The organism is Mesonia algae (assembly GCF_003253545.1).
Taxonomy (GTDB): Bacteria; Bacteroidota; Bacteroidia; order Flavobacteriales; family Flavobacteriaceae; genus Mesonia; species Mesonia algae.
Map to the genome: position 1 here is coordinate 1 of NZ_QKYV01000008.1, position 23,895 is coordinate 23,895.

The window sequence follows — 23,895 nt, forward strand, 5'->3', positions numbered from 1 at the left end:
GCCCAAAACTAAAGGCGTATTGCTCGTTAAATCAAAAGTAAATCCTGAGCCCGTAACATCACATTCTTCTAAGTCTTCTACAGGATTCACTTCTCCGATTTCAAAACTCTCTACCATAAAACTACCCGTAGCATAACAGTCTTCATCTTCATTGTTCTCTACACGTACAAAAACCTCTTGAGGATTAGCATTTACATTTTCATAGGAAGTAGGCGTAGCGATTTCTGGAGCTCCAGCATCAGCAGCAGCCTGACTCTCATAATAAGTCACCGTATAAGATCCCGCATCTTGTCCGTCTAAAGCCAAGTCTTCGTTTTCTGTTAAATCAAAAATCCCATCTCCATCATTATCTTCATCACATTCCTCTATATCTGTTAATGTGCTGCCAATGGTAATCAAATATCTACAAACTTCAAAAGTTCCTGTATTATAACAGTCTATTGAGTTATTATTTTCTATACGCACATAAATGGTCTCACAATCATTTTCTTGAGCAGAAACATAGTTTACGGGATCTGGAATATTACCTGTTCCTGCATCCGCTTCAGCTTGGGTATTGTAATAAGTAATTGTAAAATCAATAGGATCTTGATCTCCTAACACTAAAGGAGTGTTAATGGTTAAATCAAAATTCATAGGACTAGCCACTGTTTCGCAATTTGCAATATCCTCCATAGCATTAATTTCTCCTATGGAGAAACTTTCTACGGTAAATACACCCGTATCATAACAGTCTTCATCTTCGTTATCTTCAACTCTTACAAAAATTTGCTGAGGATTAGCATTCACATTTTCATAAGCTCCTGGAGTTGAGATTTCAGGAGACCCTAAATCGGCTGCCTCTTGAGTTTCATAATAAGTCACCGTATAATCATCGGAATCTAATCCATCTAATGCTAAAGCATCATTTTGTGTTAAATCAAAAATAGCAACTTCATCGTTATCATCATCACATTCTTCAAGATCTTCTATATCTTCTCCTACCGATATTCCCTCTAAAGAAACTTCAAAAGAACCTACTTGAAAACAAACTGAATTTTCATCACTTTCCACTCCTTCAATTCTTACAAATACTATTTCTGAAGTGCCTGCTGATACAGGATATTGTGACGGATTTATAATTTCACTTTCCCCATCTTCTGCATCTTGTTGTGTATTATAATAGGTAACTATAAAATCTCCTGCATCTTGATTTCCTATAACTTCATTATTATTTTGAGTTAAATCAACATCGACAGTTACTTCTTCTCCTGGGTTACACTCTATAATAGAAACAGGATTAAATTGCAGTGGATCTGGAGTTATTAAGAAATCTACAAATATCTCATCTGTTCCTGTACATGTTTCCGTAAAGAAGACCTCTACTCCATAATTACCTTCTTCGGTAACCTCTAAAGTTTCTCCTGTTTCTCCAGGTATCACTTCACCATTAAAAAACCAAGTAAAAGTAGCTCCTGGTATAAGGTCTACATTCTCAAAAGGATCTAAAACAACAATATCGCCTTCACAAGGAACAGAAAATTCTAGTTCTTCATTATCTAGAACAACATCTTCACCTAAATTTGCGCCTAGCTCAAAACTGCCTGCTTCTAAAAATACCGCACTATCATAGGTAGGATCTCTTTCATCTGCTACTACTAATTTTATGGTATAAGTTTCTCCTGGGTTCACAACCCCTTGTGCAATTAAAGCTACGGTTTGTCCTTCATATTCTATTGCGGAATTTGCCTGCCCATTAAATTGCCCAAAATACTCTTCATTTACCGCCCCACAAGAACCATTTGCTGGATGCACATTAGTTACTGCTATTGGCGTAGTTGTACCCGGAAGAACTGCTAAATTTGTAGTTACTCCATTAGAATCCGTTAGTAAAAAAGCAAAAGAATCTGAATAGGTACATGAATATGGATCTATATACTCCTCTGAAGCAAAGATGAAGTTAAAGCTGATTTCACTTACATAAGGCACAAACTCGAATTGAATATAAGCCCTATCATATAGTGTATTAGGCGTATTTATAGCGGCAACTAAATCTGGATCACTTCCTGTACCCGTATTATCACTTGAAACTCCATCATCTGGACCCTCTGCGTTTTGCGCAAAACCTGTACTGATTACAATACCGTCTTCAAACGGGAAATCTGAGTATTGAGCTGTAAAATAACCGTATTGTGGTGTAGATGAAGATACTGAAGTGATATTGGAGTAATTTGCACAAGTACCGCTTATTAATATATCTATTAATTCTTCATCTGTGTAAGAATCGTCTACGTCTATAAAGTTTGAAAAGACCTCTACGGTTTGAGTAACCACACCTGTACAACCGTCTGCAGTCGTTACCGTTAATTCTACGATATACGTTCCGGTACCTGTAAATGTAGTTGTAGCAGTTTCTCCAGTTCCTGATTGCCCATTATCAAAATCCCATTCGTAAGTGGCTCCTGTAGGATCTGCATCACCAAAAACTGCACTTCCTTCAAATGTGATTACCTGGCTTTGACCTACATTATAGACGATTCCTGTAAAATCTCCAGGCCCCACATCATCTATCTGAGCTATAATAGGTTCACAAGGCTCTCTACAAGAAACCTCTGCTTGCCAACCAGGTAATGGAGAAGTACTTCCATCAGTAATAAATTCAAAAGTTAAACAACCTGAGGTATTATCCGCGGAAGCGAAAACCATACCCGGCGAATCTCCAAATTGATGTGAGCTTAATAAAGGAGCACTTGTAGAGTCTCCATCGTATACATTTAAGACTTCTCCGTTCGCTAATAAAAAAGAAGTAAATATTACCTGAGTTACCAAATCTGGGTCTGAAGAACAAATAGTGGTTACCTCTGTACCATTATCTTGATATCCTCCTGTTGGACCTCCATTATCGTAAAAATTACCAGAGCACTGTATATATTCACCTGTAGTCTGGTAGTCATATCCAGAGATAATATTAGGAGGAGAACAGTTAATAAATCCATTCCATCCTGGAGCAGCTGTATCTCCCCCTTCAAACACTATAGTTAAACAACCTCCTTCGCTTTCTGATGTAGCCCTAACAAAACCAGGAGAATCTGTTCCTGTAAATTGACCTATCTCAAATGCCGGGTTTGCAGTATTAGCGTTATAGATAGTCATTGAACTACCCGCACCTAATTGGAATTGAGGAAAATTAATGGTTGTATATTGCCCATCTTCGTCGGGGCAAATTGTAATTGTATTAGTTACATTTGTTGCATGATTCCCTGTATTACCACCAGAATCATAAAAATTTCCTGTACATTGAGAAACATTAGATGCATCTCCCAATAATACATCCTGCCCAAATACCTGAAAAGATGAATAACTAAGGAAAATACATAATAATAGTAGTTTTGCTTTCATATGGTTGGTTTAAAGTTAAATTGTCTAAAAAAAGACAACCTACATTGGTTTCTTAGTATCAATACAACAATCCACAACGAGAATCTCCCCTATCAATCATTTAATAATTTAACAATTACAGACCTCATTACGGATTTAAAACCTGAAAAATAACAAAAAAATATTAAAGAAAAGTTAATAATTGTCATTTCTTAAGTTAACCCAATATTCAGTTTATATAAAAAGTAATTTCTTTATCTTTGCATCTTTAAATTGCTGTAGCAGACTTAAATCATGAAAATAGACAACATATTGGACAATATAGAAGAGTTTGGAGATAACCATATTGCATCAAGCACAGAAAATCCCATCAGAAAAGATGCTTTTGACATCTCTGATGAAGAGAAAATTGGTTTAATTGAAAAGGATGTTAATCGCATTTTAGAGACTTTAGGAATGGACCTTACAGATGACAGTCTTAAAGGCACTCCAAAACGTGTTGCTAAAATGTTTGTTCAAGAAATTTTTGGAGGCTTAAATCCAAAGCGTAAACCAAAAGCTTCAGTATTTGAAAATAAATACAAATACGGAGAGATGTTAGTAGAAAAAAACATTACTGTTTATTCTACTTGCGAACACCATTTATTACCTATCGTTGGAAGAGCTCATGTAGCTTATATTTCTAATGGAACTGTTGTAGGCCTCTCTAAAATGAATCGTATTGTCGACTTTTTCGCCAAACGCCCTCAAGTACAAGAACGTATGACCATGCAAATCGTTAATGAATTGCAAGAAGTTTTAGGAACAAAAGATGTTGCTTGTGTAATTGATGCAAAACACCTTTGCGTAAACAGTAGAGGAATACGTGATATAGAAAGCAGCACTGTAACAAGTGAATTTGGAGGAAAATTTAAAGAACCTGCTACCAAAAGAGAGTTTTTAGATTACATTAATATGGATACTGATTTTTAACAACTTAAAAATCTAAAATCAACGATTACCCTTATGGCTTTATACCAAGAACAAGAATTAAAAATATACAATTCTCTTAAAGGCGAAAAAGAAGTTTTTCAATCTATTACCGATGGATACGTAGGCATGTACGTTTGCGGGCCAACGGTATATAGCAATGTTCATTTAGGAAATTGTAGAACTTTTATTTCTTTCGATTTGGTTTTTAGGTATTTAAAGCACTTAGGATACAAAGTACGCTATGTACGAAATATTACCGATGCTGGTCACTTAGAGAATGATGCCGAAACAGGTGAAGATCGTATCGCTAAAAAAGCGCGACTTGAAGAAATTGAACCCATGGAAGTGGTTCAAAAATATACTGTAGATTTTCACAATACACTACACAAGTTCAATAATTTACCACCCAGTATTGAACCCACCGCTACAGGACATATTGTTGAGCAAATTGAAATCATCAAAGATATTATAGACAAAGGTTTAGCTTACGAAGCCAATGGCTCAGTTTATTTTGACGTTCTAAAATATAACGAATCTAACGAATACGGTATCCTTAGCGGAAGAAAACTAGAAGATATGATCGCCAATACTAGAGAATTGGCTGCTCAATCTGACAAGAAAAATCCGCAAGATTTTGCGCTTTGGAAAAAAGCCGAACCGCAACACATCATGCGTTGGCCCTCCCCGTGGAGTGTTGGTTTTCCAGGTTGGCATTTAGAATGTACCGTAATGAGCACCAAATATCTTGGAGAAGAATTTGATATTCATGGCGGCGGAATGGATTTAAAATTCCCTCATCACGAATGTGAAATCGCTCAAGGAAAAGCAGCGACAGGAAAAGATCCTGTAAATTATTGGATGCACGCCAATATGCTTACCCTTAACGGGAAAAAAATGGCAAAAAGTACCGGTAATAATATTCTACCTGAAGATTTGTTCACAGGGAACAACGATGTACTTTCCAAATCATACAGTCCTTCTGTGGCTCGCTTCTTTATGTTACAAGCAAATTATAGAAGTATCTTAGACTTTTCTGATGAAGCTTTAACTGCTGCAGAAAAAGGCTTTCAACGATTGATGGATGCAATTGCAATCATCCCTCAATTAAAAAACCATGCTGATTCTAGTTTCGACGTAAAGCAATGGAGAGAAGAGTGCTATAAGGCAATGAATGACGACTTTAACAGCCCTATTTTAATTGCAAAATTATTTGATGCTGTAAAACAAATCAATTCTATTGTTGCAGAAAAAGGAACAATCACCAAAGAAGATCAAGAGTTACTTAGTAAAACTATGCACGAATTTTCTTTTGATGTTTTAGGTTTAGTTCCTACCAATTCAAATAATAATGTAAACGATAATAACACAACACGCCTCGAAAATTTGGTGGAGTTACTTATCGAGTTAAGAAATAAAGCTAGGACGAATAGAGATTTTGCTTTGAGCGACCAAATTAGAGATGAATTAGCAAAACTAAACATTGAGCTTAAAGATAGTCGCAAAGGGACTTCGTTTACCTTATAAATTAGTTTTATGGACTTTCAAAAGGTTTTAATTACTCCTTTTTTAGCTCTTATTAAAATCTATCAGAGTCTTATTTCCCCACTTACCCCGGCTTCTTGTAGGTTTCAACCCACTTGTTCCGCGTATGCGAAAGAAGCTTTTATTACTCACGGAGTTTTTAAAGGCTTCATTCTTTCAATAAAACGAATTAGCAAATGTCATCCTTGGGGTAGTTCTGGTTATGACCCAGTTCCGCCAAAGAGAAAATAAACATAAAACTGATTGAAATTCCGTGTAAACGAATTCATATTTTTATCTTTACCGCTTCAATTTTAAACTATACTTCATGTTAACAAGTGCCATTGTTTGGGATCCCTCTAAAGGAATCGATTTAGGTTTTTTTATGATTCGCTATTACAGTCTTATGTATTTAGTTGCGTTTACTTTAGGCTGGTACTTGATGAAAAACATTCTTGAGCGTGAACGTATGGGGCAAAAAGAACTAGACGCCATCTTTATGTATACGGTGATTGCAGTATTGGCCGGAGCAAGATTAGGTCATGTGATATTTTATCAACCCGAACTTTTTGTTGAAGATCCGCTTTCTATTATTTTACCAGCAAGATTTGTTCCTGAGTTTGAGTTTACTGGTTTTCAGGGTCTCGCAAGCCACGGTGCAGCAATTGGTGTTATTTTAGCGATGTATTTTTACTCTAAAAAAGTAGTAAAAAAACCTATCTTATGGATTTTAGATCGCATTGTGATACCCGTAGCAAGTGGGGGCGTTTTTATTAGAATTGGTAATTTCATTAATTCTGAAATTATTGGGAAGCCTACAAATTCAGATTACGGAGTTATTTTTGCGCAACTAGGAGAAGACTTTGCTCGCCACCCTGCACAACTATACGAAGCGGGTTGCTATGTTATTGTCTTTATTATTCTTATGTTCTTATACTGGAAAACTGACAAAAGAGAAAAGCTTGGTTTTATCTTTGGAGTCTTTTTAGTATTACTTTGGTCGGTTAGGTTCTTTGTAGAATTTTTAAAAGAGGCACAGGTAGAAAACAGAGCTACTTGGGCTTTAAACACAGGTCAATGGTTAAGTATTCCATTTATCATTATTGGATTATATTTAATTTTCAGAAAACCGAAAACTACTTCAGCTACAGCGTAATTTATCATGAGAAAAACACTTAAAAAACTCTCGCTCTTAGGCGGAATTGTATTAACGCTTACTGCCTGTAAGGAAAATCCAAAAAATAAAGTGATCACTACTCCTGAAATCACCTTTCAAAAAGACGGAGAGCTTTATTTTGTCAATGCAGAAAAAGATACATTAAAACACTTAGAAATTGAAACTGCAGTAAGTTCATACGAGCAGCAAACAGGATTGATGTATCGTAAGCAAATGCAGGAAAACCGAGGTATGTTATTCATGTATAACAATGAAAGACCCCGACCCAATTTCTACATGAAAAACACCTATATCCCCTTAGACTTGATATACATTAATTCAAATAATATAGTGGTAGATATTAATAGAGATGCAAAACCTTTAAATGAGTCCCCTATTCCTTCACAAGCGCCAGCTCAGTATGTTTTGGAAGTGAATGGAAACAAAGCTCAAGCATGGAATATTAGCAAAGGAGATTCGATTATTTTACATTTAAATTAAGTCAATTTCCAAAATTTAGTAGGGATTGAATTAGTTAAACCTTAGAATTATTTAAGGTAGGGATTCCTAAACAGTACTACATTTAAAAATACTCTCTAAGATTAATCAGCTGTCCCATCACCACTTATAATCAATATATAGGGCCAAAAAACAGTGTCAGTTTGAAATCTTTTAATCAACTTTCAAATCACCATTAACTGTCTGAAAAAAACTATTAGCTATTCTGAAAAAAAACAAAATAGAAAAATCATCTTTATTTCTCTTAAGCTTATGAATAATAAGAAATGAAAAATCAACAAACAAAAAAGCCTTCTCAAATTGAGAAGGCTTTTTATTTATAGAGATGGAAGGAATTAAATTACTTCTTCTCCTTCTTCTGTTTCTTCTTCTTTTTTAGCTAATAAATCTTCACTCTTATTTTTTGCTGTGTCATACATAATTGGCGTTGCAATAAATAATGAAGAATATGTACCTACAATTACACCAATAATAAGCGCAAACATAAAGCCTCTAATGCTATCACCTCCAAATATGAAGATTGCTAACAACACAATTAAAGTAGTTAAAGAGGTATTAATAGTTCTACTTATAGTACTATTTAATGCTGCATTAATGGTTCTACTAAATGGCCAAGATTTATGCTCATTGAAATATTCTCTAATTCTATCAAATACAACCACCGTATCATTCAATGAATATCCTACTACGGTAAGAATAGCTGCTATGAAAGCCTGATCAATCTCCATGCTGAATGGCATTATATTTCTACAAAGAGAGAATACACCAAGTATAATTAATACATCGTGGAATACTGCAGCTACTGCACCTAAACTAAATTGCCATCTTCTAAATCTAAATAAGATATACAAGAACACCACTAATAAAGAACCTATAACCGCAAAATAAGAAGCACTCTTAATATCATCTGCAATTGTAGGACCTACTTTCATAGACGACATTACCCCTACAGTACTTTCCCCACCATTAGATACATTAAACTGCTCATAAGTTAAGCCTTCTGGTAAATCCTGCTGAAGAGTTTCGTATAGCTTTCTAGAAATCTCATTATCTACTTCTGTACCTTCCTCTTCTACTTTGTATTTTGTAGTAATCTTTAACTGATTATTAGAACCAAAAGTTTTTGCTTCTGCACTACCAAAAGTTTCAATTAATCTACCTTCAACTTGAGTAGCATTCACACTTTGATCAAATCTTACCGTGTAAGTTCTTCCTCCTACAAAGTCAACTCCTTGGTTAAGACCATTTACAAATAATGAACCTAAACTTACCACAATAGCAACTGCTGAAATGATATAAGCTAATTTTCTTTTTGCAATAAATTTAATTCCTACATTTTGGAATAGGTTTTTAGTTGCAGCCGTAGAGAACGCTAAAGATTTACCGTTTTTACCATAACCATCTATAAATAGACGAGTGATGAAAATTGCTGTAAATAAAGACGTACAAATACCTATTAATAAAGTTGTCGCAAAACCTTTAATAGGACCTGTTCCAAAAATCAATAAGATAATACCCGTCAAACCTGTGGTAATGTTAGCATCTAAAATTGAAGAAAGCGCATTTTTAAATCCATCTTTAATGGCGTCTATTTGAGCTTTTCCTTTTGCTAACTCTTCTCTAATTCTTTCAAATATAAGAACGTTCGCATCTACTGACATACCAATAGTTAAAACAATACCTGCAATACCAGGAAGTGTTAGTACAGCTCCTAACCCTGCTAAAACTCCGAAAATAAATAAAATGTTTACTGCTAATGCAACATCTGCAAAAGCACCGGCTTTACCATAATAAAATACCATCCAAACTAATACAAAGCCTAGAGCTATAATAAAAGATAAAATACCGCTATCAATAGCTTCTTGACCCAAAGATGGTCCTACTACTTCACTTTGTACTATATCTGCTGAAGCTGGTAATTTACCTGCTCTTAATACATTTGCTAAATCTTGCCCTTCAACTACTGAAAAATCTCCTGTAATCTCACTTCTTCCACCTGAAATTGGTCCTGTAGAAATTCCTGGAGCAGAATATACAATATCATCTAAAACAATGGCAATTTGAGATCGCTCATTAAATGCTTTAGTAGTCATTTCTTCCCACTTCTTAGCACCTTTCCCGTTCATTTCCATAGAAACTGCAATTCCTCCGTACTGATCGTAAGTTTGTGTTGCATTTGTAATCACACTTCCGCTAAGGTCAGGTTCGTTAGCTTTATTTGCTTTTAAAGCATACAAGTCGATTAACTCATCCTCTTCAGCAGATTTACCCCAAACAAACTTAGCATAACGCTGTTCTGCAGGCAATAAAGATCTTACTTGAGACATTCTTAAATACTTACCTACTAAAGCAGTATCTTTTACTGAAAAAGTTGCAATTACTGGTCCTTGTCCTCCACCTGCTTTGATAAGTCCGATAAGTGGATTATTCTGAGTAGCATCTGCAGCATCTTCTTCTTCCTCTGCATTTGCCAATAGATCTTCAATGTCTGCATCTTGAGAAACTTTTGTTGAATCTGTAGCTGTAGAATCTACCTCTTTTTCAGTTTCTGTTTCTGTTTCTGGCTTTAAAATTTCTTTTAATCTGCTATCAGCTTGACTGATAAAAGGCGCTAATTCTTGTCCTTTAAATACGTGCCAAAACTCTAATTGAGCAGTACTTTGTAATAAACCTTTAACACGCTCAATGTCTTTTGCTCCTGGCAATTCGACTAAAATTCTTCCAGAATTTCCTAAACGCTGAATGTTAGGCTGTGTAACCCCAAACTTATCGATACGTTTTCTTAAAACCTCAAAAGCAGAAGTAATACTCTCGTCTATTCTCTTACGTACGATTGGCTTAACCTGAGAGTTATCCATCTCATAAGTAATATCATCACTTAAGTTTTTATTAGCAAAAATATCGGGAGAAGCTAAACGTGCATCTGGAGTTTCTTCAAATGCTTGAAAAAACAAGTCTACGTAATCATCTTGGCTATCTTTTTGTAACTCATCTGCTCTTGATAAAGCTTTCATAAAAGCAGGATCTTTTGAGTTGTTTGCTAACTCACTCAAAATATCTCTTACAGAAATTTGTAAGATTACATTGATACCTCCTTTTAAATCTAAACCTTTATTAAGTTCTTTATCTTTTGCAGTGTTGTAAGTGATTCCTGCAATAATATCATTATTGCCAATTGAATCTAAGTACCTTGTCTCTTCAATTTCTCTAAGAGCCGAGTAATCTTTTACTTCACTACTTATTTTTTGAGCTGCAAAAGCTTCCGCATCATCTTCTGCACTGTTAGCGATAAAAGTAAACGACAATTGATAAATACTTACCAATCCGAATAAAATTGCGAAGAGCTTTATGATTCCCTTATTCTGCATTATTACTTAAATTATTGATTAATCTTATTTTAAAAACGGACAAATATAGGGTTTCAAAAAAGAAATGGCAATAGTTTTTTTAAGATAAATTTCACAAAAAAAGCCTGTTAAGATAGAAATCTCAACAGGCTTGTAAATTATTTGTAAAATTTAAGTGCTTATAGCTCTAATAAACCATTTGTTTTCTTAACTCCTTCTGCACTTTCTTTCAATTTATTCATCTCTGCTTCATCAAGCTTAATCTCTACAATTTTCTCAATTCCACCTTTCCCTAATACTACAGGAACTCCAATACATAAATCATTTAAACCATATTCTCCATCAAGTAAAGTAGAACAAGGGAAAATTTTCTTTTGGTCGCAAGCAATAGCCTGAACCAAACCAGACACCGCTGCTCCTGGTGCGTACCAAGCACTAGTACCTAACATTTTAGTTAAGGTAGCTCCACCCACTTTAGTATCTTCAGAAACTTGACTTAACCTATCTTCCGAGATAAATTCAGAAACCAATACGCTATTTCTTGTTGCTAATCTAGTTAATGGCACCATACCTTTATCACTATGACCACCAATCACCATTCCATCCACATCAGATATTGGCGCTTCTAAAGCTTCCGCTAAACGGTACTTAAAACGTGCGCTATCTAAAGCTCCTCCCATACCAATAATTCTGTTCTTAGGAAGATCGGTTGTTTTGTGTACCAAATAAGTCATAGTATCCATAGGATTACTTACTACAATAATGGTTACATCTGGAGAATGCTTAATAATATTTGAAGAAACTTCTTTTACGATTCCTGCATTTATCCCAATTAACTCTTCACGCGTCATTCCTGGCTTACGCGGAATTCCACTAGTAATTACAGCGATATCACTTCCTGCAGTTTTTGAATAATCGTTTGTACTTCCAGTAATTTTGGTATCAAATCCGTTCAACGAAGCGGTTTGCATTAAATCCATTGCTTTACCTTCAGCATAATCTTCTTTAATATCCAACAATACTACTTCTGAAGCAAAGTTTTTAATTGCGATATACTCTGCACAACTTGCTCCTACGGCTCCTGCGCCTACAACTGTAATTTTCATTATATGATAAGTTTTAAGTGATTAATTTTAAAGTCGCTAAAATACGAAAAGCTTTTACTTTTTTATAATAATGTAAGGTTAAATGACCTCTAAAGTTTAACCCAATACATCATTTTTGTTAGATCCCAAAATTAAGTCCGACGCTAACCGCATCAAATTCCTGAAAGCTATAAGAAGCGTTTAAACCTGCAAAGCCAACTTTTAAATTAAATCCTAACGTAGCCGAGAAACCATTTATACTGTTTTTTATTCCTATTGGATTTTTTACGGTTTGCCCCTCAAGCTCTCCTTCAAGAAGAACAAAAGTTCCGTCAAGGTTACTTTTTGCATTCCCTGTCATATAGTTAAGTCCTCCATAAAAATTAATAACTGGCAAATTTGTAGAAACGATTCCCGAAAAATTAAGGGTATTTAAACTTGTGTTCACATTTGCTCCATTTCCTTGAACAAGCATTTGATCCAAATCATATTTTGCATCAAAATGAGTATAACCTATTAAACCAGAAATAGCAATTGGAAGAATTTTATCTGCTGGAGCTAAACTGGTAAATTCATATTGCACCCCTGCACCATACAAATTTGTAGTGACATCATCGTATTCAATTTCTGGAGAAAATCTAGCTTTAAACTCAAATCCTTTAAACAAACCTATAGAACCCTGCACAAAGGTTGCCGGCACGGCATTTAAAGATTGGTTAACCGCTCCCTGCGGAAGCATAATTCTTGCCGTACCCACATTTCCATCTGGCGCCGTATAATCTATCAACACATAAATTTCGGGCTCATTAACACCAAACACAGTAGCTACCTCCATTTCATTTTGACCAGAAGAAAATCTAATGTTATTGTAATCGCTTGTTTTTAATAAAAAACTCTTTTTCTCATCATCGACTAGAGATGCATTTCCGATGATTGAAATCTCAAAACCTAAGAATTTTTTCGCTTTCGCGGAATTATACCAACCTGCATTCACTGCATATAGAGCACCTCTAGCACCTGGTTTAAAATAAGAAGCCATAAAGCTTTCGGTATCTTCTACTCCCGCAGTTAACAGTTCCTGTATACTATTTTGCGCAGACAATAAACTTCCTGCTAGAATACACATTATTAAAAAGATTTTTTTCATTTTATATATTTAGGGGTTTACAAAAAATAACCTACTCCAAAAGTAACGTTAGAAAATTCTTGGATATTGTAAGAGAGGTTAAAGACTATATTCGATAATTTATAATTAGCACCAAACGTTCCGCTAATTCCGGAGTTATTATTTTCTACAGAAAAATTATTTACTAAATCCTGAAATGCTGCATACTCTTCTTCTAATTGATAAACTCCATCAAACTTCGTGTCCGCTTTAGCTGTAAGATAAGCCAGACCGGCGTAAAAATTAAGTTTTTCAAATTTTGTTGACCCAATTACCACAAAATTCCATGTATTTATCTTAGTATCAATTCCCTGATTCTCATCTTGCTTTCCAGATTCTTTTACATCATAAAAACCGTTAAATTTTGTATATCCTACAAGGACAGACATATAAATTGGAAACGTCTTTTCTTTACTGAACCATTTTGAAAATTCGTACTGAAGTCCAAAACCATATAATTGTTTTTCTACACGACCATACATAATTTTAGGCGCAAAGCGCACTTTAACCTCTTTAGCTTCAAAAACACCTATACTCGCTTGTAAAAAAACATTTGGAGCATAATCTACATTATCATCAATTCCATTAGGAAGCTCAATCGCAGTGGGCTCCTTCTCCCCGTTCAAATTATAATCAATCAAAGCTACAATATCTGCCTCATTCTCTCCAAAAATCGTCGGCACTTCTTTACTTGTAGAACCGTCTTCAAAACGTACATTATTATAATCTAAAGTATTTAATGTAAACTTACTTTCATCCCTTTTGCAGCAAGATTAGCATACGCTTTACCAAACATAGTCACATCTTCTACAGTGTTTTCAGCAAACTCACTCACATCATTTTGAGCGTAAGTGGTTATTGCAATAAGAAAGATTATAACCGTAAAAGTTCTATTCATTTTATAAGAATGTAGTTAGGAGATTTGAAAATTAGCACAAAAAAGTCCGTATTTCATAAAAACACGGACTTTTTTATTCTTTAAAATTGCTTTTAATTAAGCATCAATATTTGCATAAACTGCATTTTTTTCAATAAACTCTCTTCTTGGCGGAACTTCATCCCCCATTAACATAGAGAAAATACGGTCTGCTTCTCCTCCATTATCTATGGTAACTTGGCGTAATGTTCTAAACTCAGGATTCATCGTAGTATCCCATAATTGCTCTGCATTCATCTCCCCAAGACCTTTATAACGTTGAACACCTACACTACCCGCATACTCTTTGGTAATTTCATCACGCTCTTTCTCACTCCAAGCGTAACGTTTTCTACTACCTTTTTTAATTAAATATAAAGGAGGCGTTGCAATATAAATATGCCCTGCTTCAATTAACTCTTTCATATATCGAAAGAAGAATGTTAATATAAGAGTTGCAATGTGGCTACCATCTACATCGGCATCACACATAATAACAATTTTATGATAACGTAATTTAGAAAGGTTAAGCGCCTTACTATCTTCCTCTGTCCCTATGGTTACCCCTAAAGCAGTATAAATATTTCTTATTTCTTCGTTTTCGAAAACTTTGTGTTGCATCGCTTTCTCAACGTTTAAAATCTTACCCCTTAACGGCAAAATAGCTTGAAAATTACGATCTCGCCCTTGCTTTGCAGTTCCACCTGCCGAGTCTCCCTCGACTAAGAACACTTCACATTGTTCAGGATCTTGCTCTGAGCAATCTGAAAGTTTTCCCGGTAAACCACCACCACTCATTACAGTTTTACGCTGCACCATTTCTCTCGCCTTCTTTGCAGCGTGACGAGCTTGAGCAGCTAAAATTACTTTTTGAACTATCGTTTTAGCATCGTTAGGATTTTCTTCTAAATAAATCTCTAACATTTCTGAAACTGCCTGAGAAACTGCCGATGTCACCTCACGGTTACCTAGCTTGGTTTTTGTTTGACCTTCAAATTGAGGCTCAGCTACTTTTACAGAGACAATAGCTGTTAAACCTTCTCTAAAATCATCCCCTGCAATTTCAAACTTAAGCTTGTCCAACATTCCAGAAGCATCTGCATACTTCTTCAAGGTAGATGTAAGCCCTCTTCTAAATCCAGAAAGGTGAGTTCCACCTTCATGAGTATTAATGTTATTTACATAAGAGTGTAAATTCTCATTGTATGAGTTGTTATAAATCATAGCCACCTCAACAGGGATGTCATTTTTTTCACCCTCCATCGAAATTACATCACCAATAATTGGCTCTCTCGTACCATCTAAGAAACGGATAAATTCCTTAAGACCTTCCTCAGAGTGAAAATGATCACTTTTAAATTCTCCGTTTTCTTCTTTTTCGCGCTTATCAATTAAAGAAATTTTAATTCCTTTATTTAAAAACGCTAACTCTCGCAATCTACTTGCAAGTGTATCATAATTATACCTTGTTCCGTCTTTAAAGATAGTAGGATCTGGCTGAAAGGTAACCACTGTACCATTAAACTCTGTTTCTCCTACATTTCTTACAGGATATAAAGGCTTTCCTTTTTCATACTCTTGTTCCCAAATTTTCCCATTTTTATGCACAACAGCATGTAAATGATCTGAAAGAGCATTCACACAACTAACTCCTACACCATGAAGACCTCCAGAAACTTTGTAAGAATCTTTATCAAACTTCCCTCCTGCTCCAATTTTAGTCATTACAACCTCTAAAGCAGAAACTCCCTCTTTTTTATGAATATCAATTGGGATTCCACGACCGTTATCTTTAGTCGTTATTGACCCATTTTCGTTAATAACTACATCTATAGCATCACAATGACCAGCCATAGCCTCATCAATAGAGTTATCTACCACCTCATAAACCAAATGGTGCAAACCTCTATTTCCAACATCTCCAATATACATAGATGGACGCATTCTTACATGCTCCATTCCCTCTAATGCCTGAATACTATCGGCTGAATAACTTTTCTTAACTTCTTCGCTCATATATATCAAAAATTAACATACCAAAAACAAATATAGAAAAAGCCAAGTTGTTACGGAAATCATTACCTTCTACAATAGTTGAAGTTATTAACATTTAAAACACAACCTTAAAAGATTTTAATTAACAAAATTTACTGGAATCTTTAACTAAAAGAAATATTTTAAAAGTTATTTTTACTGAAACTTACTTTATGAAAAATACAATTTACGTTTTATTATTAGCATTTCTTACGATCCCAAATCTTACAGCACAAGATTTCTCTGATATAGACAAAAGTCCTATGGATGTGACGATTATAAGAAATCAAAACCACTCTCCTATGGCTAGAGTGATTTACAGTAGACCTAGCAAGAATGATAGAGATATTTTTGGAAACCTTGTTCCTTACGGAAAAGTATGGAGAACCGGAGCTAATGAAGCTACTGAAATTACAATCTATAATGACATGTCTATAAGCGGGCAAAAAATTCCTGCAGGAACTTACAGCTTGTACACCATTCCTAACAAAACAGAATGGACAATCATACTTAATAAGAATATAAATATTTGGGGGACTGCAAGTAATTATGATTCAGAAAAAGATTTAATCAGGATCAAGGCTCCAGCAAGAACTGCTGCTGCGACTATTGAAGATTTTTCAATGGCTTTTCAACCTATTGACAATGGCGCAAATTTATTAATGGGATGGGATGATACCTATGTGGAAATTCCTTTTAAAAATGCTGAATAAGAATTAGAACATTTTATAAATAAAAAAGCCTCAAAAAATTGAGGCTTTTTTTATTACGGAATATTTAGATATTTATGGGTTTGCAAAGACACTTTCCACTTAGGATTTTTCATTACATATTCTACAATGAGAGGAACAATTTTATCTCTCACACTCCACTCTGGCTGTAAATATAAAATACAGTTCTCACCAACCTTTTCGGCTTGTTGTTCCGCGAAAGCGAAATCACTCTTATTATAAACAATTACCTTTAGCTCATGTGCTTTTTTTGAAACTTCTGCAGTTGGCAATTTTAGCTTTTTAGGCGATAAACAAATCCAATCCCAATCTCCTGTAAGCTTATAAGCTCCAGAAGTTTCTATGTGAGTTTTAGCTCCTTTTTCTTTTAAAGATTTAGTGATTGTCGTCATATCCCAAGTAAGAGGCTCGCCACCGGTAATTACTATGGTATCGCTGTATTTTAATGCATTATCCACAATGGTTTTGGTAGCCGTAGGCGGGTGCTTTTCTGCATCCCAACTTTCTTTTACATCACACCAATGACAACCAACATCACAACCTCCTATTCTTATAAAATAAGCTGCCGTACCTTTATGATATCCTTCTCCTTGAATGGTATAAAACTCCTCCATTAAGGGCAACATCTCTCCTTTCTCTACAAGCTTTTCTATCTCTTCTTTCTTCATAAGCGCACAAAGATAGTCAATCCTATTCAAAAGTTTAATGAATAGATTAAAACCTTAAAACATTCAAGATAATGTTCTATAAATTTCTACGAGAAAAATACTATTCATATTTTTACATCTCGTTATAAAAACTAACTCGTTATGGTTAAAAAATACATTTTAGCTGGTTGTTTATTTGCCACTATATTCACTTCTTGCTCTAACGAGAAAGAAGTAAATCCTTTTTTGATTTCTCAAGGAAATGTAGGTAAACTAAATATTGATACTCAGTTAAAAGATTTAGATTCTGTTTTCTCAGGTGATTCTATTGTTAAAAAAGCTGTAGAAAACGGATTTTCAAAAAGTAATGAGGTAACCATTTACGATAAAGAAGGAAACGAACTTCTTTTATTAGACCCTGTGAAAGAATTTGACAGCACAAGTACAATTGGTAACATTCAAATTAAAGATAATCGCTTTAAAACAGGAAAAGGACTTGGTTTAGAAAGCACTTTTAAAGATATCTCTACCAATTATAAGATTTCTAGAATCGAAAACACATTACGTACGGCTGTAATTTTTTTAGACGAAATAAACACTTACGTAACTATAGATAAAGAATACATTAAAGGAGACGCTCGTTACAATACAGACATTCCTATTGAACCTAGCCAAATTCCCGATGAAGCTAAAATTAAGCATTTTTGGATTGGCTGGAAGTAATTTTAAAACAACATTTTCTTGAAATACCTTACCCTAGTCTTCATTTTTTTAGGCTTTTTAAGCTGCAAAGAAAAAGTAAGAGAACCCAGTAAAAAGGCTGTAGATTATTATAATCTCCCCACATTTGTTAATGACACCCTTCAAGCTGTTATTGAAATTCCTGCTGGAACTAACAAAAAAATAGAATATCATATTCAACGCAGACAGTTTATAGTAGATTCTATAAATCACAAGCCAAGAAGTATTGAGTATCTTCCTTATTTAGGAAATTATGGTTTTATACCTTCCACTTATTCAGACCCAAAAAAGGGAGGTGATGGCGATGCGCTAGACATTCTCGTTTTATCTGAAAGTACACCTAGCGGAAGTATTATAAAAGTTATCCCAATTGGAGTTTTAAGATTGGATGATAATGGAGAGTCTGATGATAAAATTATCGCAGTCCCTGCTCAATTAGCACAGCAAATTTTGCCTGTCAAAAATTTTGAAGAACTTTCTTTAAACTATCCAGAAATAAGGAAAATGATTTCTTTATGGTTTCAAAACTATAACCCGAATGATAAAGTAACTATTTTGAGTTTTAATGGAGAAGATACCGCTTTAAGCATCATAAAAAAATGGAGTAAACATTAATATTTCCTTTAGGAAATGTTAATTAAAAATGGGAAAAAGTAAGTATTCCATAACTTTAACCTCTAACCAAATTTTTTATTATGATTAAAATTTTAGGGATTGTACTTACCGTTGCCGGAATGATTTGTTTAGTAATTGGAGTATTTGGTATTTTTGGAGAAATGAACATAGGTTTAAGTCCGTGGGCTTTTGCAATTATAGGTTTAATATTTTTCCTTTCAGGAATTGGTATTGTTAAGAGAAAGAAAGACACCGACGAGGTTTAGTATATAATTAATTTTCCGCTTTAGCGAATGAAAAAGAAATTTCAAAAATATCTGCCTAAGATTATAGGGATGCAACTTAATTCACAGCATCTTATTCAACCTCAAAAAGCAGCTTCTAAAGCTTTTTATTTATTTTGTTCGCCAAGAAGAGGACGAGTAAAACCAGAACAAGAAGATTTTTTAAACAACGCTAAAGCGGAAGTTTTTAATTTTCAGAATAAAAAAATACAAACCTACAGATGGCCAGGAAGCAAAAAAAGAATTTTATTAGTGCACGGCTGGGAAAGTAATACACATCGTTGGGAAGAATTTATAAAAAAACTTCAGAAGGAAGATTATGATATTTTCGCTTTTGATGCACCTGCTCACGGTTATTCTGAAGGAAAAATAATAAATGTCCCTCTTTACGCAAGCGCTTTGCAGGAAATGGTTAATCAAATTACACCAAGTATTATTGTGGGTCACAGTATTGGTGCTATGACAACAGTTTTTCATCAGCATCAATATAATAATAATGTTGAAAAGTTGGTTCTATTAGGTCCGCCGTCTGAGCTGAGCTCCATTATGGATGACTATCAAAAAATTCTTAAGTTAAAACCTCGAGTAATGAAAAGTTTAGAAGACTACTTTCATCAACAGCTTGGGTATCGCTTTAAAGAATTTTCAATTGCAAAATTTGCAAAGGCAATAAGACAACCAGGACTTATTATTCACGATGAATATGATAAGATCGCACCCATTTCTGCCTCTAAGGCAATTAATAATGAATGGAAAAACTCTAAGCTTATCATTACCGAAGGTGCTGGACACTCTTTAAATAATGATTCTATACATAACAATATTCTAAATTTTATCAATAACTAAATCGTACATTTTGTCGCAAGAAAACCTCACCAGAATTAACAAGTACCTTAGTGAAGCAGGCTTCTGTTCTCGTAGAAAAGCCGATAAATTAATTGAAGAAGGCAAAGTGACCATTAATGGAAAAGTTCCAGAAATGGGAACAAAAATCGCTGAAGGTGATGAAGTAAGAGTTAGCGGCGAGTTAATTGTACCAAAAGAAAAACCAGTTTACATTGCGTTTCACAAACCTATAGGAATTGTTTGTACCACCGATACTTCTGTAGAAAAAGATAACATCATAGATTATATTAATTACCCTACTCGTATTTTTCCAATTGGGAGGTTAGATAAACCTAGTGAAGGTCTTATTTTACTTACCAATGACGGAGATATTGTGAATAAGATCTTACGCTCAAGAAATAATCATGGGAAAGAATATTTGGTAAAAGTAAAAAGACCTGTGACCGATGCTTTTATTGAAAGAATGTCTAATGGAGTTCCTATTCTTGATACAGTAACAAAAAAATGTGATGTAGAAAAAGTGAGTTCGCACGAATTTAGAATTGTACTTACGCAAGGTCTCAATAGACAAATTAGGCGTATGTGTGAATATTTAGATTATGAAGTAGTTAAACTAAAGCGGATTAGAATCATGAACATCAAATTAGATGTTCCCGTGGGCAAGTATAGAGATTTGACCACTGAAGAATTAAAAGAATTAAACGCACTCATCTCGTCTTCTAGTAAAACCGAAGAAGCCTCTAGAAATAAGCCTCAACAAGCTACTTCTAAAAAGTTTGACAGATCTTCAAGAAACAGAGGAAAAAACTAACATATTTTTAAGGGTTTTATAATTTGATCTTGGTAACTTTAAATAAAAAATGGAAAAGCCAAGAATTAAAAACGAAGACCAATACGAAGCTTTAAGAGATAAAGGCTATAGCAAAGAAAAATCTGCAAGAATAGCGAACACCCCAAATTCAGGAGAAAAAGGAGGTAAAGCTAAAAAGTATGAAGATTGGACAAAAGAAGAGCTTTACAGTCAAGCTAAAAATGTTGGGATTGACGATCGTTCAAAAATGAATAAAGAAGAATTAATTAAAGCGCTAAGAAATAATTAAGTCTATGAGAAAAGTGCCTCCATTTCATTTAGCCATTCCCGTAAAAGACCTTAAATCTGCTCGAGAATTTTATACCGATACCCTCCATTTCAAAGAAGGCAGAAGTAGTGATCATTGGGTCGATTACGATTTTTTTGGGCATCAACTAGTTATTCATTTAGACCAAAACGAGCACTTGGCTTCAACTAAAAATCCTGTAGATGGAAAAAATGTACCTGTTCCTCATTTTGGTGTAGTACTACCTTGGGATATTTTTCAATCTTTTGCTGATCAACTAAAACAAAAAGAAATTGAATTTGAAATTGAGCCTTACACTAGGTTTAAAGGGAGAACTGGCGAGCAAATGACCATGTTTTTCTTTGACCCTTCTGGAAACGCATTAGAGTTTAAGGCCTTTAAAGATCCCGACCAATTATTTGCTTCTTAAGTATATGAAAAAACTACAACCTGAATTTGTTAGACAAATTTTCACCCTATTACTCATCTTAGTTATAGGTTACCTCATTTTTATAGAAATGGTTCCGTACCTATCAGGTGTTTTAGGAGCAATCACATTCTATGTGCTTCTTAAAAAATGGATGTCTAAATTGGTTCAAAGAGGATGGAACCAAGATTTGGCTGCTGCGGTACTTATGATATTTTCCTTTATCGGAATTTTAATTCCTATTTCTGGAATTGTACTTATGCTCACTTCAAAAATAGGGAAAGCGGTAAATAATTCAGAAAAAGTTGTCAATGCCTTTAAGCAACAAATGACCGATTGGGAACACGCGGCCAATTACGAATTTACCAATCAAATTAATACGAGTGAGATAGGAAGTTGGGTATCTAACAATTTACAAAGTTTAGCTGGGGGTACCTTTGATGCTTTTATCGCAATAGGAATTATGTACTTTCTCCTCTACTACCTGCTCACTAATAGAAAAAAAATTGGCGAATCTATCAATGAATATGTACCAATAAACGCAGAGAATTTAAGCCTTATTCGCAAGGAAAGTACAGAAATGGTAAAGGCCAATGCTATAGGAATTCCTTTAGTTGCTCTATGTCAAGGTATCATTGCTCTTATTGGATTTCTTATTTTTGGTGTGCCAGATCCGTTCTTTTGGTTTGTCATTACCACTATAGGTTCTATGATTCCATTTGTAGGTACTGCAATAGGTATTTTACCAGTAACGATCTTATTATTTGCACAAGGGAACAACTGGCAAGCTGTAGCTATTTTAATTTACGGAACAGTAATTGTTGGAAGTACTGATAATATCATTAGGTTATATGTACTTAGAAGACTATCAGACGTACATCCACTAATTACGCTTTTGGGAGTTGTCGTTGGTGTTCCATTATTCGGGTTTATAGGTCTTATATTCGGACCTCTATTAGTATCCTTATTCTTACTTATTGTTAAAATATACAAGAAGGAGTATGGAAAAAGTAATACTCACGAATCAATCCCAAAAGCAGAAGACGAAGAACTTGATAAAAAAGCAGAATCTAAAAAACTATAACTATGGGAATATTTAACAGAAACAAAGAAGTTGATGAAGCTTTTGTAAGAAAGCAAGCATCTGAAGTATCTCCACAAGATCTAGATACTACCATTTCAAAAGAAAAACAAATTGATCAAAAAATTGCTAATTCTGGTGTACTCGAAAAATATGCCTCTTTAGCCAAGCTCATGCTAAAAATGTTGAAAGATTATAGAAATGGATTATATCGAGAAGTTCCTTGGTTTACCATAGGTTCTATCATATTTTCACTTTTATATGTTTTGAACCCTTTTGATCTTGTGCCCGATTTTATACCAGGCTTGGGTTATATAGATGATTTGAGTGTATTAACTTTTGCTCTTAGATTTATAGAAACAGATTTACATTCTTACTTAGATTGGAAAATTGAAGAAGCAGAACAACCTGTATAAAAAAAGCCTCCAGTTGGAGGCTTTTTTTTATGATCTTTCTCTTAGACGATGACGTTCTCTCGCCAATAATGTATTTTTAAGCAACATAGCGATTGTCATTGGCCCCACTCCTCCAGGTACTGGAGTGATATGTGAAGCTCTATTTTTTACATTCTCAAAATCTACATCTCCAGTAATCACATAACCTTTTTCTGCGGTCTCATCTGGCACTCTAGTAATCCCCACATCAATTACTACAGCATCATCTTTTATCATTTCTGCTTTTAAGAAATGAGGGATACCTACTGCAATAATAATGATATCGGCTTGAGAAGTAATCTGAGTTATATTTTTAGTATACTTATGAGTTAAAGTTACCGTAGAGTTACCAGGAAAACCACTTCTTCCCATTAAAATACTCATAGGCCTACCTACGATATGACTTCTACCAATTACTACTGTATGCTTTCCTTTCGTAGGAATATCATAACGCTCTAAAAGCTCTAAAATCCCAAAAGGAGTTGCTGGTATAAAAGAAGTCATATCTAAAGACATCTTACCAAAATTAGTTGGATGAAAACCATCTACATCTTTATCTGGATCAACCGCCATTAAGACTTGTTGTGTATTTATTTGAGGAGGTAAAGGCAATTGCACAATAAACCCGTCAATGTTATCATCTTGGTTTAATTCCTCTATTTTGTCTAACAATTCTATTTCACTAGTCGTACTAGACATTCTTACTAAGGTAGACTCAAATCCTACACGTTCACATGCCTTAACTTTACTATTCACGTAAGTTTTACTTGCTCCATCATTACCTACGATGATTGCCGCAAGATGAGGAACCTTCTCCCCTTTTTGTTTCATTTTTGAAACTTCTTCAGCAATTTCATTTTTAATGTCATTGCTAACTTTTTTTCCGTCTAAAATTGTCATTCTTATAAGAATTAAAAAGG

At 34.5% G+C, this 23,895-nt stretch carries 23 protein-coding genes and 1 pseudogene; 15 read left to right on the forward strand and 9 right to left on the reverse strand.

The window, feature by feature from the left end:
* On the reverse strand, positions 1–3,378 hold a 3,378-nt coding region (locus tag LX95_RS12650; protein WP_146240790.1), incomplete at its 3' end, for a choice-of-anchor L domain-containing protein.
* A gap of 273 nt (positions 3,379–3,651) precedes the next feature.
* On the opposite strand from LX95_RS12650, the gene folE reads away from it, so the two are divergent.
* From folE to LX95_RS12675, 5 genes are all read left to right on the forward strand, one after another.
* Positions 3,652–4,329 (forward strand): GTP cyclohydrolase I FolE, encoded by a 678-nt coding sequence (gene folE / locus LX95_RS12655; protein ID WP_111541831.1) that lies wholly within the window; start codon positions 3,652–3,654, stop codon positions 4,327–4,329.
* Positions 4,330–4,362: 33 nt separating this feature from the next.
* Entirely contained in the window at positions 4,363–5,853 is a 1,491-nt protein-coding gene (cysS, locus tag LX95_RS12660; protein ID WP_111541832.1) for a cysteine--tRNA ligase, read from the forward strand.
* Between the two features lie 9 nt (positions 5,854–5,862).
* Positions 5,863–6,102, forward strand: a complete 240-nt coding sequence (gene yidD, locus LX95_RS12665) for a membrane protein insertion efficiency factor YidD (RefSeq protein WP_111541833.1) — start codon at positions 5,863–5,865, stop codon at positions 6,100–6,102.
* Positions 6,103–6,178: 76 nt separating this feature from the next.
* On the forward strand, positions 6,179–7,006 hold the full coding sequence (gene lgt / locus LX95_RS12670; RefSeq protein ID WP_111541834.1) for a prolipoprotein diacylglyceryl transferase: 828 nt from the start codon (positions 6,179–6,181) through the stop codon (positions 7,004–7,006).
* A gap of 6 nt (positions 7,007–7,012) precedes the next feature.
* Positions 7,013–7,507 carry a DUF192 domain-containing protein gene (locus tag LX95_RS12675; RefSeq protein WP_111541835.1) on the forward strand — a complete coding sequence of 165 codons (495 nt, stop codon included), beginning with the start codon at positions 7,013–7,015 and terminating at the stop codon, positions 7,505–7,507.
* 353 nt (positions 7,508–7,860) lie between these two features.
* Here the strand turns inward: LX95_RS12675 and secDF are convergent, their stop codons facing one another.
* The 6 genes and pseudogenes from secDF to gyrB form a co-directional block, all read right to left on the reverse strand.
* Positions 7,861–10,893 (reverse strand): protein translocase subunit SecDF, encoded by a 3,033-nt coding sequence (gene secDF / locus LX95_RS12680; protein ID WP_111541836.1) that lies wholly within the window; start codon positions 10,891–10,893, stop codon positions 7,861–7,863.
* Positions 10,894–11,051: 158 nt separating this feature from the next.
* Complete coding sequence (gene mdh, locus LX95_RS12685) at positions 11,052–11,978, reverse strand: malate dehydrogenase (RefSeq protein WP_111541837.1); 927 nt, start codon at positions 11,976–11,978, stop codon at positions 11,052–11,054.
* Positions 11,979–12,096: 118 nt separating this feature from the next.
* Complete coding sequence (locus LX95_RS12690) at positions 12,097–13,104, reverse strand: DUF6588 family protein (RefSeq protein WP_146240791.1); 1,008 nt, start codon at positions 13,102–13,104, stop codon at positions 12,097–12,099.
* A 17-nt stretch (positions 13,105–13,121) separates the two neighbouring features.
* A pseudogene (locus tag LX95_RS12695) lies at positions 13,122–13,826 on the reverse strand (DUF6588 family protein); the annotation flags it as partial.
* A gap of 32 nt (positions 13,827–13,858) precedes the next feature.
* Positions 13,859–14,020, reverse strand: a complete 162-nt coding sequence (locus LX95_RS14655) for a hypothetical protein (protein WP_170116617.1) — start codon at positions 14,018–14,020, stop codon at positions 13,859–13,861.
* 96 nt (positions 14,021–14,116) lie between these two features.
* On the reverse strand, positions 14,117–16,054 hold the full coding sequence (gene gyrB / locus LX95_RS12700) for a DNA topoisomerase (ATP-hydrolyzing) subunit B (protein ID WP_111541840.1): 1,938 nt from the start codon (positions 16,052–16,054) through the stop codon (positions 14,117–14,119).
* Between the two features lie 191 nt (positions 16,055–16,245).
* On the opposite strand from gyrB, the gene LX95_RS12705 reads away from it, so the two are divergent.
* Positions 16,246–16,785: a DUF2911 domain-containing protein gene (locus LX95_RS12705; protein WP_111541841.1), complete on the forward strand. Its 540-nt coding sequence runs from the start codon at positions 16,246–16,248 to the stop codon at positions 16,783–16,785.
* 53 nt (positions 16,786–16,838) lie between these two features.
* Here the strand turns inward: LX95_RS12705 and LX95_RS12710 are convergent, their stop codons facing one another.
* Positions 16,839–17,471, reverse strand: a complete 633-nt coding sequence (locus LX95_RS12710; RefSeq protein WP_111541842.1) for a 7-carboxy-7-deazaguanine synthase QueE — start codon at positions 17,469–17,471, stop codon at positions 16,839–16,841.
* A 141-nt stretch (positions 17,472–17,612) separates the two neighbouring features.
* Here LX95_RS12710 and LX95_RS12715 point away from each other — a divergent pair, with 141 nt between their 5' ends.
* From LX95_RS12715 to LX95_RS12755, 9 genes are all read left to right on the forward strand, one after another.
* Positions 17,613–18,173 carry a hypothetical protein gene (locus LX95_RS12715; protein ID WP_111541843.1) on the forward strand — a complete coding sequence of 187 codons (561 nt, stop codon included), beginning with the start codon at positions 17,613–17,615 and terminating at the stop codon, positions 18,171–18,173.
* 18 nt (positions 18,174–18,191) lie between these two features.
* Positions 18,192–18,806 carry an inorganic diphosphatase gene (locus tag LX95_RS12720; RefSeq protein ID WP_170116618.1) on the forward strand — a complete coding sequence of 205 codons (615 nt, stop codon included), beginning with the start codon at positions 18,192–18,194 and terminating at the stop codon, positions 18,804–18,806.
* A gap of 80 nt (positions 18,807–18,886) precedes the next feature.
* Entirely contained in the window at positions 18,887–19,072 is a 186-nt protein-coding gene (locus LX95_RS12725) for a hypothetical protein (RefSeq protein WP_111541845.1), read from the forward strand.
* 27 nt (positions 19,073–19,099) lie between these two features.
* Entirely contained in the window at positions 19,100–19,936 is an 837-nt protein-coding gene (locus LX95_RS12730; RefSeq protein WP_111541846.1) for an alpha/beta hydrolase, read from the forward strand.
* A 10-nt stretch (positions 19,937–19,946) separates the two neighbouring features.
* Positions 19,947–20,747 carry a 23S rRNA pseudouridine(2604) synthase RluF gene (gene rluF / locus LX95_RS12735; protein ID WP_111541847.1) on the forward strand — a complete coding sequence of 267 codons (801 nt, stop codon included), beginning with the start codon at positions 19,947–19,949 and terminating at the stop codon, positions 20,745–20,747.
* Between the two features lie 49 nt (positions 20,748–20,796).
* Positions 20,797–21,036 (forward strand): DUF7218 family protein, encoded by a 240-nt coding sequence (locus tag LX95_RS12740; protein ID WP_111541848.1) that lies wholly within the window; start codon positions 20,797–20,799, stop codon positions 21,034–21,036.
* Between the two features lie 4 nt (positions 21,037–21,040).
* Positions 21,041–21,463, forward strand: a complete 423-nt coding sequence (locus LX95_RS12745; RefSeq protein ID WP_111541849.1) for a VOC family protein — start codon at positions 21,041–21,043, stop codon at positions 21,461–21,463.
* Positions 21,464–21,467: 4 nt separating this feature from the next.
* A complete protein-coding gene (locus LX95_RS12750) occupies positions 21,468–22,544 on the forward strand; it encodes an AI-2E family transporter (protein ID WP_111541850.1) in 1,077 nt (358 codons plus the stop codon).
* Positions 22,545–22,546: 2 nt separating this feature from the next.
* The gene (locus LX95_RS12755) at positions 22,547–22,957 is read left to right on the forward strand and encodes a YkvA family protein (RefSeq protein WP_245924779.1); all 411 of its coding nucleotides are present in this window, start codon (positions 22,547–22,549) and stop codon (positions 22,955–22,957) included.
* 27 nt (positions 22,958–22,984) lie between these two features.
* Here LX95_RS12755 and LX95_RS12760 read toward each other — a convergent pair whose 3' ends face one another.
* Entirely contained in the window at positions 22,985–23,875 is an 891-nt protein-coding gene (locus LX95_RS12760; protein ID WP_111541851.1) for a bifunctional 5,10-methylenetetrahydrofolate dehydrogenase/5,10-methenyltetrahydrofolate cyclohydrolase, read from the reverse strand.
* Positions 23,876–23,895: the final 20 nt, after the last annotated feature.

Bases quoted from the DNA above. Each gene is read 5' to 3' on its own strand.
- LX95_RS12690 (WP_146240791.1), bottom strand. From the start codon at position 13,104: ATGAAAAAAATCTTTTTAATAATGTGTATTCTAGCAGGAAGTTTATTG.
- LX95_RS12710 (WP_111541842.1), bottom strand. From the start codon at position 17,471: ATGAAGAAAGAAGAGATAGAAAAGCTTGTAGAGAAAGGAGAGATGTTG.
- LX95_RS12760 (WP_111541851.1), bottom strand. From the start codon at position 23,875: ATGACAATTTTAGACGGAAAAAAAGTTAGCAATGACATTAAAAATGAA.
- LX95_RS12740 (WP_111541848.1), top strand. From the start codon at position 20,797: ATGGAAAAGCCAAGAATTAAAAACGAAGACCAATACGAAGCTTTAAGA.
- LX95_RS12725 (WP_111541845.1), top strand. From the start codon at position 18,887: ATGATTAAAATTTTAGGGATTGTACTTACCGTTGCCGGAATGATTTGT.
- LX95_RS12750 (WP_111541850.1), top strand. From the start codon at position 21,468: ATGAAAAAACTACAACCTGAATTTGTTAGACAAATTTTCACCCTATTA.
- LX95_RS12715 (WP_111541843.1), top strand. From the start codon at position 17,613: ATGGTTAAAAAATACATTTTAGCTGGTTGTTTATTTGCCACTATATTC.
- LX95_RS12755 (WP_245924779.1), top strand. From the start codon at position 22,547: ATGGGAATATTTAACAGAAACAAAGAAGTTGATGAAGCTTTTGTAAGA.
- LX95_RS12730 (WP_111541846.1), top strand. From the start codon at position 19,100: ATGAAAAAGAAATTTCAAAAATATCTGCCTAAGATTATAGGGATGCAA.
- LX95_RS12745 (WP_111541849.1), top strand. From the start codon at position 21,041: ATGAGAAAAGTGCCTCCATTTCATTTAGCCATTCCCGTAAAAGACCTT.
- folE (WP_111541831.1), top strand. From the start codon at position 3,652: ATGAAAATAGACAACATATTGGACAATATAGAAGAGTTTGGAGATAAC.
- mdh (WP_111541837.1), bottom strand. From the start codon at position 11,978: ATGAAAATTACAGTTGTAGGCGCAGGAGCCGTAGGAGCAAGTTGTGCA.
- yidD (WP_111541833.1), top strand. From the start codon at position 5,863: ATGGACTTTCAAAAGGTTTTAATTACTCCTTTTTTAGCTCTTATTAAA.
- LX95_RS12705 (WP_111541841.1), top strand. From the start codon at position 16,246: ATGAAAAATACAATTTACGTTTTATTATTAGCATTTCTTACGATCCCA.
- secDF (WP_111541836.1), bottom strand. From the start codon at position 10,893: ATGCAGAATAAGGGAATCATAAAGCTCTTCGCAATTTTATTCGGATTG.
- lgt (WP_111541834.1), top strand. From the start codon at position 6,179: ATGTTAACAAGTGCCATTGTTTGGGATCCCTCTAAAGGAATCGATTTA.
- LX95_RS14655 (WP_170116617.1), bottom strand. From the start codon at position 14,020: ATGAATAGAACTTTTACGGTTATAATCTTTCTTATTGCAATAACCACT.
- LX95_RS12675 (WP_111541835.1), top strand. From the start codon at position 7,013: ATGAGAAAAACACTTAAAAAACTCTCGCTCTTAGGCGGAATTGTATTA.
- gyrB (WP_111541840.1), bottom strand. From the start codon at position 16,054: ATGAGCGAAGAAGTTAAGAAAAGTTATTCAGCCGATAGTATTCAGGCA.
- cysS (WP_111541832.1), top strand. From the start codon at position 4,363: ATGGCTTTATACCAAGAACAAGAATTAAAAATATACAATTCTCTTAAA.